Raw genomic sequence first — 14,095 nt, 5'->3', positions numbered from 1 at the left:
AAGGACACATCATGTATACCGTGATCGGCACCATCAAATCCCGAGGTTTCCGCGTGATGTGGATGCTCGAAGAAATCGGCCAACCCTTTGAGCATGTGCCGTCCGGGCCGCGCAGCGCAGAAACGATGAAATACAACCCTCTGGGCAAGATCCCCGCGCTTGTCGACGGTGACGAGGTGCTGACCGACAGTGTCGCGATCATGACCTATCTGGGCGACAAGCACGGCGCGCTGACGGCCCCTGCAGGCACCCCGGCGCGCGCCCGGCAGGATGCGATGATGCTGTGGCTCATCGATGAATTCGACGCGGTCCTGTGGACGTACGCCAAACACGCGTTTGTCTTTCCCGAAGATCGACGTGTGCCAGAAATCAAGGACGCCCTGAAAGCGGAATTCGAACGCTCTGCCGCGGTGCTGTCCGACCGGTTGGAAGGGCCGTTCCTGATGGGCGATGAGATGACGATCGTCGACATCATGGCCGTGCACTGCCTGAACTGGTCCATTGGCGCCAAGTTTCCCCGCGTCGATGACAAGTTGAACCTCTGGGCCAAAGGCTTGCGCGAGCGCCCCGCCTTCACTGCGGTTCAGGCACGGGCATAAGCGGATTTTTCCAAAAAATCCGAACCGTTATCTTTGAAAGAAAACGGTTCGGAAAATGTCAAATTTTCCGGTGCGCGACCCAGTCGGCCGCGTGCTGGCCGGCCCAGCGTCCCGTGGCGAGGCACGCAGAAATCAGATAACCCCCCGTGGGGGCTTCCCAGTCCAGCATTTCACCTGCGACAAAAACCCCCGGCATGTCGCACAGCATCAGGCCCGCATCGAGCGCCTCAAAAGACACACCGCCTGCCGTTGAGATTGCTTCGTCAATTGGGCGCAGACCGGTGTGCACAATCGGCAGGGCCTTCAACAGGCGTGCAGTCGCCCGCAGGCCCGCGGGCAGGGGGCGGGCCATTTCCTGTACCAATGCGATCTGCGCGGGTGTCAGACTGAGCGTCTTGCGCAGGTGGTTTGACAGGCTGGCTTTGCCGCGCGATTTGCTGAGCCGGGCCGTGATCTCGGGCACCGTGAGATCCGGCAGCAGATCCACCGACACGCCATGGCCTTCGCGCACCCCGCGCGACACGCTGTAGATGCCACCGCCTTCCAGTCCCCGCTCAGACAGCGTCGCCTCGCCGCGCGAGCGGTAGGGGCCGCTGGTCCAGGCGACACCTTTCAACGGCGCACCAAGGTGTTTTTGCATGTGCGGTGACCAGTTGACCGACAGCCCGGCGTTGGCGGCGGCAAAGGGGACGACCGCGACACCGGCCGCGCGCAGGATATCCGCCCATGCCCCTGTTGACCCCAGTCGGGCCCAGCTGGCCCCGCCCAGCGCCAGAACTGTGACTGCGGGGCTCAGCGTCTGGCGGCCGTCCGGTGTGTCAAACTGCAGTGCGCCCTTGTGCCAACCCTGCCAGTGCCAGCGAGTGTTGATCTGCACCTCTTTGCCTGCCAACCGCCCGAGCCACGCACGCAGCAGCGGCGAGGCTTTCATGGCCTTGGGAAAAACACGGCCTGTTGACCCGGTAAAAACGTCTTGTTCCAGCCCTCGGGCCCAGTCCTGCACGGCGGATGCATCAAAGGCGTCCAGCATCGGGCGCAGGGGGGCCTGGCGGTCGGTGAAAGCAGTGAGGAAAGGCGCGCGCGCTTCGTCCTTTGTCAGGTTCAGGCCGGATTTGCCCGCCATCAGAAACTTGCGACCCACCGATGGTTTGCTGTCGCAGAGGGTGACGGCAAGCCCGGCATCAGCCATCACTTCTGCGGCCATCAGGCCTGCCGGACCCGCGCCGATGACGACCGCGCGGCTCACGGAGAGGATTGCGGCAACCCGCCTTTAATCTCGACCACACGCTGCGGATACGGAATTTCAATGTCGGCGTCCTTGAGGGCGTTCCAGATCAGGAACAGCACATCAGAGGTGTACTTGTTGGGGCCATCATCCAGCCCGTTAACCCAGAATTCGACGGCAAAATCGATGCCGCTGTCGCCAAAGCCGCGCAATTCGCAATCCGGCGGATAGGGATCGTCCAACACTTCGGGATGCTGCGCCACTGCCTTTTCGATAATGTCCGGAACAAGGTTGATATCGGTGTCATAGCTGACCGAAAAGGGTGCCTCATACCGGTTGGCAGAACCGCTGTCGGAATAATTCACCACGCGCGTGATGATGAAGTCTTCGTTCGGCACGACAATCCAGCGTCCGTCGAAGGTTTCCAGAATGACAGCCCGGGCCGTCATTTTGACAATCGTACCTTCCTCGCCGCCGTCAAGCGACACAAAATCACCCACGGTCGCCTGCCCCTCGAGCAGAAGGATCACGCCGGAAATGAAGTTCGACGCAATCTTTTGCAGACCAAAGCCAAGGCCCACGCCGATGGCACCGCCGAGAATGGCCAGCGCACTGAGGTTGATGCCCATGATGTTCATCAACAAGATGAACGCGACGCCGAAGATCAGGAATTCCACGACCTTGATCGACAATTGCCGGATGGAAGGACGCAGTTCCTGGTTCTTTTCGATCAGTGCCGAGGTTTGGGTATTGGACCATTGGCCAAGCCAGAACAAAAGCGACCCAAAGATGATCCCGCGCACCACCGTGATCAGCGAAAAGCGGATATTACCAACGCCGACAACGGTCTCGGACAGCAGCGTGTTGACCACCTCCAGAAGCCCCAGCGCATAAAGCGCCATGATCGGCATCAGGGCGTACCGACCCAGAAGCTTGAGGAACGGATCAGTGATGATGTCGCGAACCAGCGCACGCGCCGCCATGAATAGGAACACACGTTTGCCAAAGGCAATCACCGATCCGCTGTCAAAGATCGACCGCACAATGCCTTCACCGACACCGGTCAGCACATAGGCCAGCAGGGGCAGGAGCAATGGCAGGAACTGCAACACGAAACGGCGCGGCGCGGTCAGGATGTTTTCTTTGTCACCGGGGTCGATAACCCGCGCCAAGGCGGGGCGGAGGCGCCGTGTGATCAGCACCGCAAGAAGGTAAGCCGCCACCAGCAGGGCAAACTGCGACCAGGCCGCAGGGCTCAGCAACCAGCTGAGCGCCAGTTCATAGGCCTGAACGGCGTAGCCATAGGCCTGCTGAACGATTTCCGGCTGATCGGAGAGATCAAGCTCCATGAGATTGCCTTGTCTTGCGCGGATAATGGTCCATCCTCTTGCCCGCCAAACCTGAAAGGATCAAGGGCCAAGCCGATGTCGCACCCGATATGCCCCCTGTGTGGGCGCGAAATACCGCCTGAGGTTAAGCAAAGCCTGCATCACCTCATCCCAAAGCTGAAAGGGGGCAAGGGCGGCCCGACCGTGTTGATGCATCACATCTGCCATCGCGAGGTGCACGCCAGCCTGACGGAGGCAGAGTTGGCCCGCGACTTTAACACGCCAGAGGCGCTCCGCCGTCATCCACGGCTGGCGCGGTTTGCAAAGTGGGTGGCCAAGCGCCCACCCGGGTTTTCGTCAAAGGTGCCCGGTGGGATGCGCAAACGGTAAGTCCCGCCGCGAGGATAAAGTAGCTATGGTGTTTCCGGGGCGTCCGTTGAATACTTTTCGCGATCGGAGGGTAAGATTTGGAACGCAGGCTTGCAGCCATACTTGCAGCTGACGTTGTCGGATATTCCTCGATGGTTGCCGAAGATGAGCGCAGCGCGTTGCAGTTGCTCAAAGACCACCGCGATACGGTCTTTTTCCCCACAGTTTCCAGATTTGGCGGCCGCATCATCAAATTGATCGGCGACGGGACGCTTGTTGAGTTCCCGTCGGTTGTCGAGGCGGTGCGCTGTGCCATCCGCATTCAGAAAGATGTCAACGCACAGGACGCAGGCCTCAGGCTGCGGATCGGGGTGCATCTGGGCGATGTGATCGTGGAAGGCGATGACATCTATGGGCATGGGGTGAACCTGGCGTCCCGTCTGGAGGCGTCGGCGAAATCGGGGGGCGTTTGTATTTCGTCGATTGTGTACGAAAGCCTTGGAAACCTTGTCGAGGATGGGTTCGAGGACGCAGGCGAGGTACAGTTGAAAAACATCCCCGCGCCCGTGCGCCTGTTTCATTGGCCCCGCACAGACAGACGCGCGACACCCCCCCGCCCCGCCGAGAGCGAAAAGCCCACAATTGCCGTTCTGCCCTTTGCAAACATGAGTGGAGACGCAGAGCAGCAGTATTTCAGTGATGGGATTTCAGAAGACATCATCACCGGGCTATCGCGCTTCAAGACGCTTGTCATTCTGGCGCGCCATTCTTCGTTTCAGTTCCGGGACACTGAACTGAGCGAACAAGACATCGCCGCCAAGCTTGGCGTCGGATATCTGGTCGAAGGGAGCGTCCGGAAAGCCGGAAACCGCGTGCGGGTTTCTGCCCAATTGATCGATGCCGCAACGGGCCAGCATATCTGGGCCGATCGGTATGACCGGGAACTGGAGGATATCTTTGCGGTTCAGGATGAATTGACCCGCAGCATTGTCGCTGTTCTGCCCGGCAGGGTGCAGCGCGACGTGGCCGACAAGGTTGCTCATAAGCCCACCGAGAACATGAAGGCCTATGAATTGCTGCTCAGGGGCAAGGCGCTGCGGGACGGGTTGAATGCGGCTGACACCGCAGAAGCGCGTACGTTGTTCAAGGCCGCACTGGATATCGACCCTGCCTATGCGCGGGTCTACATGTATCTTGCCGATACCTATGTGGTTGATCTTTGGCTGGGACTGGCCGACCCGGACGCGCCACTGCACGCGTTGGAGATTGCGCGCAGGGGGGCCGCACTCGACAATCGGGATGTGTATATTCAGGACCAGCTTGGATATGCCTATCTGTGCGCAAGCCAGTGGGACCAAGCCGATGCGCAGTTTTCCAAGACGCTGTCGCTGATAGTGAACGAAGCGGAATCGATGGCCTGGTGCGGCTATGGGTTTTTGCTATTGGGCCAGCACGACAAGGCGGCAGATGTGGTGATCGAAGCGATGCGGCTTGATCCGCTGCATCCGCCATCACTGGATTGGATCATGGGCCAGATCTATTTCTTTCAGGGGCGGTATGACGATGCGGTCAGCAAACTGATTGGAGAGGCACGGCTGAATTCGCTGGCAGATGCCTTTCTGGCTAGCGCCTATGCGCACGCGGGCCGGCGTGACGATGCGCAAGCCGCATTGCGCGTTTTCATCCAGCACCGCCGGGAGGAATGCTCAAGTCGCGATCTCGACCCGCCGGAAGAGACTGTCGCGGCGCTGGCTGGCGGGTTTCGCAGCATGTGGCGCAACGTCGATGACTGGAAGAAGCTGGTTTCGGGGCTGCGCCTTGCCGGACTGGGGGACATCGCGCCGGATGCGCGTTAGTCTGGGCGTACCCGCAACTTCACAGGATGCCCGACATGCAGACCCCCGAGGAAAAACTGACCTCTCTTGGACTGACCTTGCCCGCCCCGACTGTTTTGCCCCCGGGGCTGCGCCTGCCCTTCTCTTTCATCAATGTCCGGGGCAATCGCCTGTTGTTTTCGGGGCACCCCAAAAGCGCCGCGGACGGCAGTATTGACGGGCCCTTTGGGGTGCTTGGCGATGATGTCACAACCGACGAAGGCTATGCGCACGCGCGGGCAATCGGCCTGTCTGTGTTGGCCAACATCAAAGCTGAGATCGGTGAGTTGTCGCGGATTACCGGCTGGATGCGGGTCTTTGGAATGGTCACGTCCGCACCGGGGTATACCGAACAGCATGTCGTGGTGAATGGATTCAGCGATCTGGTGATCGACCTTTTCGGCGACGAGATCGGGCGGCATGCCCGGTCTGCACTCGGGGTTGCGGGTCTGCCCATGGGATTTGCGATGGAGATTGAAGGCGAAGTGCTGATTGACACCTGAGGGCCAACGCCACAGGCTGGGGCAAGACAATCATGAGGCACCCAAATGCGACTATTCCTGACCCTTGCTGCCCTGACCTTGCTAAGTGCCTGTGACGTGCCGTTCGTGCCGCTGATCTAGGCCTGTCGCTGGCCCCCGTTGCAAAGCGATTTGATGCCGCGTGCAATATCCGGATCGGCAGCCACGGTATCGGCGGCCAGCTCTCTGGCTGTGACCAGCAGGTCCTCAGGACCCACAATGCGGTCAATCAGACCCATTGAAACCGCATCCTCTGCCGTGATTTTCTGCCCGCCCATCAGGATCAGCTTGGTGCGTGCTGGTCCGATGAGTGCCGCCATGCGCGCTGGGTCCGAGGGCTGCGGCAGAAAGCCAAGTTTCATCACCGGATAAAAGAACTTGGCCCCCGGCACGGCAATCCGCAGATCGCACGCCAGCGCCATGCCCATGGCACCCCCCGCCAGTGTGCCGTTCAGGGCAGCAATGCTAAGCCCCGGCAGGGCGGCGATGGCGCCCGACAGTCGTTCCCAGACATCCGACGTGGCGAGGCCCGCGCGCGCGGCCTCGAGATCGGCCCCGGCGCTGAAGACCTTGCCGTTGCCGGTAAGGATCACGGCACGGGCGTCCTGTGCTGCCTCCATGATTTCGGACAGTTCGGTCAGCATGGCGTGGGTCAGCGAATTGGCCTTGTCAGGGCGGTCAATGGTGACCGTCCAGACCCCGTCGGTCTGGTCCAGACGGATCATATCAGGCCAACAGCCTTGCGTATGCTTTCGTCACGCAGGGATATCTCATCGCCGATGTAGGCATCAGCATCGGGCGAGCACATCCAGACAAGACATTTGGCGGGCCATTCGGCGGGGATGTGATCCTCCCATGCCAGCTGGCTGACCGGATTGATGCCCGAGGCCTTGATCTCGCGCTGCATTTCGGTAGCAACCGTTCCGGGCGACAGACCGATGGCGCGGATGCCATTGGCGCGCTCTTCCTTGTCCACGCAGCGGTTGAGCATGTTCACGGCGGCCTTTGACGCGCAATAATGGCTCCAGGCTTCGACCGGGCCATGTGCCGCGCCCGACGAGATATTCAGGATCGACCCGCGGCCCGATGCCCTGAGCGCCGGAAGGGCCGCGTGAATGCCGTTGAAAACGCCCTTGAGATTGATGTCGATCACCTGTCCCCAAGCGTCGGGATCGGCATCCGCGAGGTGGGAAATCGGCTCTACCACGCCGGCGTTGTTGATAAGCACGTCAAGGCTGCCGAACGCCTGCAGAGTGGTTTCTACGGCCGCCGACATTTCGGCATAGCGGGCGACGTTGCAGGGGATGGCGATGGCCTTGTCGCCGATGTCGCCCTGCAGTTCGGTAATGGCGTCCTGCGAGCGCGCGAGCAGAGCCACATTGGCCGCGTTGGCCGCAAACTCGCGGGCTGCGGCGGCGCCGATGCCGCGGCTGGCGCCGGTGATCATTACGGTCTTGCCTGTCATGTCCATGGCAGTTTCCAATCAATCTTGTCGGATGGGAGAGTGTTTCGCAGACCCATTGGTAATCCTTGCCCCGCGGAGGGTCCAGCCCCAAGCCTGCTTGACGCTGGGCATGGATTATCGGACTTTATGTGCAACTTTCAGTAAAAAGGATCTCCCATGTCTCGGATTACCCCTATTCGTTTCGGCCTTGCCCTGCCGATTGTCATGATGTCACAGGCCGCGCTGGCTGATTTGACCCCCGCTCAGGTATGGGGAGACTGGCGCCAGTATCTTGAGACCATGGGCTATCAGATCAGCGCTGGCGAAACCGCCAGCGGCAGTGATCTGACGGTCAGCGACATCACGATGTCAATTGATTTGCCAGATAATGCCGGCGCGATGTCGATGTCCATGGGATCGCTGTCCTTTGTCCAGAACGGCGATGGATCGGTTGAAGTTGTGTTTCCGCAAGATCTGCCCTTTGCAATCGAGGTTGCTGAACAGGGGGACAAGCAGTTGTCGATGTCGTTTGTCTATGGCCATTCGGGACACAGCCTCATGGTCAGCGGTTCCCCCGAAGAGATGACCTATGACCACACCGCCGACAGCTTTAGCCTGACGCTGACAGGTTTGCAGGTGGAAGATGAAGATTTCGGCGAAGAGAATGCCAAAGTTCGCATGCAGGGCACCGGGCTGAGCAGCAACACCGTGATGACGGTGTCTGACAAGCGCAGCTACCAGCAGACCGGCCAGCTTCAGAATCTTTCATACGATATTGCCGTCAAGGACCCCAAGCAGGAAGGGACGTTTTCCATAATCGGGTCCGTTGCAGACCTGGCTTTTGACGGTGGTGGCGACATTCCGATGACGATCACGGATGCCAGCGATATGTCTGCGATGATGAAAGCAGGGTTTGCCGTTGCCGGTGGGTTTACCTATGGCGCGGGCAATTCGCAGACCAATGTGACCGACCCCCAGAACGGCAATTTCGCGGCGACGACGTCAACCTCCGGCGGCACGCTTGGTGTCGAGATGAGCGCGGACAAGCTTGCCTATCAAGGCCAGCAGAACGATCTGAAGATGAATGTTCAGGTGGCTGAGCTGCCCTTCCCGATCGACATCAGCATGGCGCAGGGTGCGTTCAACCTTGCGATGCCGGTCAGCAAATCAGACGACCCGCAGGATTTTGCCTTTGGCATCACAATGGCGGATTTTGTGATGTCCGACATGATCTGGTCGATCTTTGATCCCGCCAGCCAGCTTCCGCGTGATCCCGCAACGATCAAACTGGATCTGTCGGGTCAGGCCAAGCTGGACATCGACATCATGGATCCGGATGCAGCCGCGCAGATGGCTGGCAGCGCACCAGGCGAGCTGAGATCGCTGAGCATCAGCGAAGTGCTGGTCGATGCGGTTGGCGCGCGGCTGGCAGGCACGGGCGATGTCACATTTGATAACACCGACATGACCACCTTTCCCGGCATGCCCAAGCCGGTTGGCGCGGTAAACCTCTCGCTGGCGGGGGCAAACGGTCTGATGGACAAGTTGGTCGCGATGGGTCTTTTGCCGGAAGAGCAGGCGATGGGTGCGCGCATGATGATGGGGCTTTTCGCGGTGCCGGGCGATGCGCCTGACACGCTGAAGTCCACTGTTGAATTCACGCAGGACGGCCAGGTTTTGGCAAACGGCCAGCGCATCAAATAGCCCAGATACAGTTACAAAGCGGGCGCGCCGAAGGGTGCGCCTGTTTTTTTTGCCGAAACCTGCTTAGGGTCAGGCCCTTGCCCTGCGCGCGTGTGCGGATTACCTGTGCCGTGTCCCCCGCCAAGGAGCCGCATTCATGACACAGCCACTCTCGGAGCTGACACAGTCCCTTTTGCACGCGGCCCGCAAGGCCGGTGCCGACAGCGCTGATGCGCTGGCTGTCGAGGAAACAGCGCTGACAGCAGATGTGCGTGGCGGTGCGCTTGAGCAGGCGGAGCGCGCCGAAGGAATCGACATCGGATTGCGCGCCTTCGTGGGCAGGCGATTTGCCAATGTGTCGGCGTCAGATACCTCATCGCGCACCATCGAGGAAATGGCCGCCCGTGCTGTTGCCATGGCCCGTGAAGCGCCCGAAGACCCCTATGCGGGCTTGGCGGATGCCGATCAGATTGCGCGGAACTGGGACGTGAATGCCCTTCAAATGCACGACCCGTCGGAAGAGCCGTCGCCCGCCACCCTGCAGAAGGACGCCACACAGGCAGAAGCCGCAGCACTTGCCGTCAAGGGCGTCACACAGGTGCAGTCGGCCAGCGCAAGTTATGGCAGTCAGCAGATCTGGATGGCCGCCTCGAACGGATTTGAAGGCGGCTACCGGCGCACCAACAGCGGGCATTCCTGCGTGGCCATTGCCGGCGAAGGTCTGGGGATGGAGCGGGACTATGATGGTGACAGCCGTATTTTCCGCAGTGATCTGCGCGGGCCTGCTGATATTGGAACCTCGGCCGGCCACCGCGCGCTGGCGCGGCTGAACCCGCGCAAGCCGCCGACGGGCAGCTTTCCGGTTCTGTTTGACGAACGCATTTCCGCCAGCCTGATCGGGCATCTATTGTCCGCGATCAACGGGGCTGCGATTGCGCGCGGCGCGTCATGGCTACGTGATGCGATGGGCGAGATGGTGTTGCCTGCGGGTCTTGACCTTGAAGAAGATCCGCACCGCGTTCGTACCACGGGCTCGCTCCCCTTCGATGGCGAAGGGTTGCCAACCGCCCGGCGTGCGCTGGTCAAGGATGGCGTTCTGAAAGGCTGGACGCTGGATCTGGCGAACGCGCGCAAACTTGGGCTTTCCTCGACCGCGAATGCGGCGCGGGGGACAAGCGCTGCGCCGACGCCCACGAACTGGAATGTGTCGCTGACCCAAGGTAGCGCGTCGCGCGACGACCTGATCAGGGACATGGGAACGGGCCTGCTGGTGACGTCGATGATCGGCAGCACGATCAATCCCAATACGGGCGATTATTCGCGCGGGGCCGCTGGGCTGTGGGTTGAGAACGGCGAGGTCACCCATGCGATCAACGAATGCACCATCGCGGGCAATCTGCGCGAGATGCTGGCCAGTATTGTGCCTGCCAATGACGCGCGTGTGCACCTCAGCCGCGTTGTCCCATCCCTTCTGGTGCCGGGAATGACCCTTGCCGGCGCATGATCTGGACCTGCTGATTGACGCCGCGCGCAAGGCAGGAGACGTTGCGCGCGGATTTGTCGGAAAGACAGCGCAGCGGTGGGACAAGCCGGACAATGCAGGCCCGGTCACCGAAGCCGATCTGGCGGTGAACGATCTGTTGCACGAGACACTAATCGGCGCGCGCCCCGACTATGGCTGGCTGTCAGAAGAGACTGAGGACAGCACCGCGCGCCTTGATCGCGAGCGGGTCTTTATCGTCGATCCCATCGACGGCACGCGCAGCTTTGTCGAAGGTTCGAACACCTGGGCCCATTCCATCGCGGTGGCAGAGGCCGGCGTGGTCACGGCGGCGGTGGTTTACCTGCCGATGCGTGACAAGCTTTATGCGGCATCTCTGGACGGGGGTGCCACGCTGAACGCCGTCCCGATCCGGGCCGATGGCGAAGATCAGATCGCGCGGATGACGGTGCTTGCCGCGCGTCCGACGATGGCCGTGAAACACTGGCGCGGGGCGGTGTCCCCGACGTTTCAGCGCACCTATCGCCCCTCGCTGGCCTACCGCCTTGCGCTAGTGGCCGAAGGGCGGTTTGACGGGATGCTTACGCTACGGCCCACATGGGAATGGGACATCGCAGCCGGCACGTTGATCGTGACCGAAGCGGGCGGCGGCGCATCTGATCGTCTGGCCGCGCCCTTGCGGTTCAACAATGCCGATCCGCGCACTGACGGGGTGGTTGCGGGCAGTGCGCATGCCCATGCCGCTCTGACCTCTGCCCTTGCGTGACGGACCCTATCTGATACCCAAGATGGGAACCTTTGGAATAGGATGCGCCCATGACCCAACGCCTTCACCTTGTCTTTGGCGGAGAACTTGTCACGCCGACCGAAACGGCCTTCAAGAACGTTGATGACATTCATATCGTCGGGATTTTTCCCAACTATCAGGCAGCCTATGACGCCTGGAAAAGTGAGGCACAGCGGACAGTGGACAACGCGCATATGCGTTACTTCATCGCTCACCTTCACCGCCTGCGCGATGAAGAGGCAGCGGCGTCTTCGACCGAAGAGCTGGGATAACCCACCATGGCGCGGTCGCTGGGGCTGACGGCGTACCGGGCGTTGACCCGGCGGCGCGAGGCGTTGACTGCAGCGCCCGATGTCGCGCGCCCCGTCGGAGAGCTGGTGTGGATACATGCAGGCGAGGCAGGATCGCTGATCGCGGTAGAGGACCTTGCGCGGAGGATCTGTGCGACCCGCGGCGATGTGAGCGTCCTGATCACAGTGCCAGGGACGGACCCCGTGCCGGTGTTGCGAGAACAGCCCGAACAGGTCTTGATCGCACAGCATGCGCCCAGCGAACACCCCGAGGCTGTGACGGCGTTTCTTGATCACTGGGCACCTGATCTGGGGGTTTGGGTCTGGGGCGGTCTGCGCCCCAATCTGATACTGGACGCCGCCGACCGGGACTGCCCGCTGATGCTGATAGACGCCGATGCCAAGGGGTATGATGGCCGACGCGATCGCTGGCTGCCGGAACTGACGCGCAAGTTGCTGGGCACCTTTTCACACGTGTTCGCCCGGTCAGCGGCAGGTCAGAAGCGGCTGGCCCAACTGGGGCTGGCGCCGCGCAAGATCGAGGTCACATCGCCATTGCTGGCGGGCGGGCAGGCCTTGCCCTGCGATGACAGTGATCTGTCTGATCTTTCAGAGTCATTGGGCGGGCGCCCGGTGTGGTTTGCCGCAAGGGTAGAGCCGGATGAAGTGCAGATCGTGCTGTCCGCGCACAGACAGGCGCTGCGCCTGTCGCATCGGTTGCTGCTGATCCTTGGTCCAGCTGAGAGCGACCAGCTTTTGCCCACTGCCGATCAGGTGGCTGAACAGGGTCTGGATGTCATCTTTTGGGACGACGGGGAAGAACCGGATGACGCAACCCAGGTGATGCTGACCGCAGATCCCGCCGACCGGGGCTTGTTTTACCGGGTGGCACCGGTGTCCTTTCTGGGGTCTTCGCTTGTGCCGGACAAAGGGGGATGCGATCCGCTTGAGGCGGCGGCCCTTGGATCAGCTGTGCTTTATGGGCCTAAGGTGCGGAGCTTTCTGCCGTCCTACAGCCGTCTGGCGGCGGCAGGGGCCGCGCGGATCGTCAATGATGCGCCTGCGCTTGGTACGGCAGTATCAAGGTTGATCGCGCCCGATCAGGCGGCGACGATGGCACATGCGGGGTGGGATGTGATCTCGCAAGGGGCGGATTTGACGGATAAGGTGGTCGCACTGGTTCAGACGATGCTTGATGAACGGGCAGGAAACACATGAAACGCGCGCCCGCCTTCTGGCACAAACCCCGGCCCGATCTGCGCGCCCGCGCGCTGTCGCCGCTTGGTGCGGTTTATGCGGCTGCCACGGCGCGGCGGCTGGCGCGGGGGACACCGCTGCGGCTGGAGGTGCCGACGGTATGCGTCGGCAACATCAATGCAGGGGGCACCGGCAAGACGCCGACAGTCATGGCTGTTGTCGAGTATCTGCGCGGTCTTTTTCACGAACCGCACGTTGTATCGCGCGGGTATGGGGGGTCGCTGGAAGGCCCGGTGCGGGTCGACCCGGCGAAACACAAGGCGTCTCAGGTTGGCGATGAACCCCTATTATTGGCTGCGTTTTCAGAGGTTTGGGTGGCGCGCGACAGGGCTTCGGGGGCCCGGTCGGCAGTGGAGGCCGGGGCAAGCGTGATCGTCTTTGATGACGGGTTTCAGAACCCCGCGGTGGCCTATGATCTGTCCATCGTGGTGGTGGACGCGGCCAAGGGATTTGGCAACGGATTGTGTCTGCCCGCAGGCCCATTGCGCGAGCCCGTCGCGGTTGGACTGGCGCGCGCGGATCTGCTGCTGAGCATCGGAGACGCGGCCGCCCAGCAAGGCTTTGACCCCGGCCTGCTGCCCGACGGGGTGCCGCATGTGCGCGCATCGCTGGAGCCGCTGATGACCGGAATGGACTGGCAGGATCACCGGGTGCTGGCCTTTGCCGGGATCGGGCATCCGGAGAAGTTTTTCGCCTCATTACAGGGGCTTGGCGCCAACGTGGTACGTGGCGAGGCATTGGATGATCATCAGCCGCTGACCCCGGCGCTGATGGCGCGGTTGGAGGCGGATGCCATCGCCAGAAGGGCGCAACTGGTCACCACGGAGAAAGACGCAGTGCGCCTGCCCGCCAGCTTCCGGTCAAAGGTGATCACCCTGCCCGTGCGGCTGAAACTGGCTGAGGAAAACGCGCTTTTCGAGGCGCTTGCGCGCCTGCCGCGCGGCTAGGACGCAACGGTCGGTAGCCTGCGCAACGGGTGGGACGGCGAAACGGGCGTTAACGCCATAAAACAAGGGGAGTCAGAGATCGGTACCGCGTCGGTATAACGTCGGTATTGCGTCGGTATTTTCACCGAAATCCAGCCTCGTCCCTTGGATTAACACAGCGTGCGGTTCTGTTTTGTTAATAAAAGGTAAAGGTGACGGGAAATGCACCGTCGCGTAGTGCCGTTCAGAGGTCAGGGGATCAGGGGGATTTGGGTGAGAAATTGACGATTG

At 61.4% G+C, this 14,095-nt stretch carries 14 protein-coding genes; 10 read left to right on the top strand and 4 right to left on the bottom strand.

Annotation, left to right across the window (positions count from 1 at the left end):
* Positions 1 to 11 precede the first annotated feature (11 nt).
* Positions 12 to 599 carry a glutathione S-transferase family protein gene (locus H9Q16_RS17155; RefSeq protein ID WP_191076630.1) on the top strand — a complete coding sequence of 196 codons (588 nt, stop codon included), beginning with the start codon at positions 12 to 14 and terminating at the stop codon, positions 597 to 599.
* A gap of 58 nt (positions 600 to 657) precedes the next feature.
* On the opposite strand, the gene H9Q16_RS17150 is transcribed toward H9Q16_RS17155, so the two are convergent.
* Positions 658 to 1,845, bottom strand: coding sequence for a TIGR03862 family flavoprotein (locus tag H9Q16_RS17150; protein WP_191076629.1), 1,188 nt, complete (start codon positions 1,843 to 1,845; stop codon positions 658 to 660).
* Positions 1,842 to 3,173 carry a mechanosensitive ion channel family protein gene (locus H9Q16_RS17145; protein WP_191076628.1) on the bottom strand — a complete coding sequence of 444 codons (1,332 nt, stop codon included), beginning with the start codon at positions 3,171 to 3,173 and terminating at the stop codon, positions 1,842 to 1,844. Before H9Q16_RS17145 ends, H9Q16_RS17150 begins: the two co-directional genes overlap by 4 nt.
* A gap of 75 nt (positions 3,174 to 3,248) precedes the next feature.
* On the opposite strand from H9Q16_RS17145, the gene H9Q16_RS17140 reads away from it, so the two are divergent.
* The 3 genes from H9Q16_RS17140 (at position 3,249) to H9Q16_RS17130 (ending at position 5,898) form a co-directional block, all read left to right on the top strand.
* Positions 3,249 to 3,542, top strand: a complete 294-nt coding sequence (locus H9Q16_RS17140; protein ID WP_191076627.1) for an HNH endonuclease — start codon at positions 3,249 to 3,251, stop codon at positions 3,540 to 3,542.
* Positions 3,543 to 3,619: 77 nt separating this feature from the next.
* Positions 3,620 to 5,377, top strand: a complete 1,758-nt coding sequence (locus H9Q16_RS17135) for an adenylate/guanylate cyclase domain-containing protein (protein ID WP_191076626.1) — start codon at positions 3,620 to 3,622, stop codon at positions 5,375 to 5,377.
* 35 nt (positions 5,378 to 5,412) lie between these two features.
* The gene (locus tag H9Q16_RS17130; protein WP_191076625.1) at positions 5,413 to 5,898 is read left to right on the top strand and encodes a RidA family protein; all 486 of its coding nucleotides are present in this window, start codon (positions 5,413 to 5,415) and stop codon (positions 5,896 to 5,898) included.
* Between the two features lie 116 nt (positions 5,899 to 6,014).
* Here H9Q16_RS17130 and H9Q16_RS17125 read toward each other — a convergent pair whose 3' ends face one another.
* Together H9Q16_RS17125 and H9Q16_RS17120 are read right to left on the bottom strand one after the other, a co-directional pair.
* Complete coding sequence (locus H9Q16_RS17125; RefSeq protein ID WP_191076624.1) at positions 6,015 to 6,641, bottom strand: enoyl-CoA hydratase/isomerase family protein; 627 nt, start codon at positions 6,639 to 6,641, stop codon at positions 6,015 to 6,017.
* Positions 6,638 to 7,387, bottom strand: coding sequence for an SDR family oxidoreductase (locus H9Q16_RS17120; protein ID WP_191076623.1), 750 nt, complete (start codon positions 7,385 to 7,387; stop codon positions 6,638 to 6,640). Before H9Q16_RS17120 ends, H9Q16_RS17125 begins: the two co-directional genes overlap by 4 nt.
* A 150-nt stretch (positions 7,388 to 7,537) precedes the next feature.
* Here H9Q16_RS17120 and H9Q16_RS17115 point away from each other — a divergent pair, with 150 nt between their 5' ends.
* From H9Q16_RS17115 to lpxK, 6 genes are all read left to right on the top strand, one after another.
* The gene (locus H9Q16_RS17115) at positions 7,538 to 9,064 is read left to right on the top strand and encodes a DUF2125 domain-containing protein (RefSeq protein ID WP_191076622.1); all 1,527 of its coding nucleotides are present in this window, start codon (positions 7,538 to 7,540) and stop codon (positions 9,062 to 9,064) included.
* Between the two features lie 136 nt (positions 9,065 to 9,200).
* On the top strand, positions 9,201 to 10,547 hold the full coding sequence (locus H9Q16_RS17110; RefSeq protein ID WP_191076621.1) for a TldD/PmbA family protein: 1,347 nt from the start codon (positions 9,201 to 9,203) through the stop codon (positions 10,545 to 10,547).
* A complete protein-coding gene (locus tag H9Q16_RS17105; RefSeq protein WP_191076620.1) occupies positions 10,534 to 11,310 on the top strand; it encodes a 3'(2'),5'-bisphosphate nucleotidase CysQ in 777 nt (258 codons plus the stop codon). Before H9Q16_RS17110 ends, H9Q16_RS17105 begins: the two co-directional genes overlap by 14 nt.
* Before the next feature lie 50 nt (positions 11,311 to 11,360).
* Positions 11,361 to 11,603 carry a DUF4170 domain-containing protein gene (locus H9Q16_RS17100; RefSeq protein WP_191076619.1) on the top strand — a complete coding sequence of 81 codons (243 nt, stop codon included), beginning with the start codon at positions 11,361 to 11,363 and terminating at the stop codon, positions 11,601 to 11,603.
* A gap of 6 nt (positions 11,604 to 11,609) precedes the next feature.
* Positions 11,610 to 12,839 carry a 3-deoxy-D-manno-octulosonic acid transferase gene (locus H9Q16_RS17095; RefSeq protein WP_191076618.1) on the top strand — a complete coding sequence of 410 codons (1,230 nt, stop codon included), beginning with the start codon at positions 11,610 to 11,612 and terminating at the stop codon, positions 12,837 to 12,839.
* On the top strand, positions 12,836 to 13,825 hold the full coding sequence (gene lpxK, locus H9Q16_RS17090; protein WP_191076617.1) for a tetraacyldisaccharide 4'-kinase: 990 nt from the start codon (positions 12,836 to 12,838) through the stop codon (positions 13,823 to 13,825). Before H9Q16_RS17095 ends, lpxK begins: the two co-directional genes overlap by 4 nt.
* Positions 13,826 to 14,095: the final 270 nt, after the last annotated feature.

This window comes from Sulfitobacter aestuariivivens, assembly GCF_014763045.1.
In the GTDB taxonomy this organism is placed as follows: domain Bacteria; phylum Pseudomonadota; class Alphaproteobacteria; order Rhodobacterales; family Rhodobacteraceae; genus Sulfitobacter; species Sulfitobacter aestuariivivens.
This window is presented reverse-complemented; position numbering and strand designations above follow the sequence as displayed.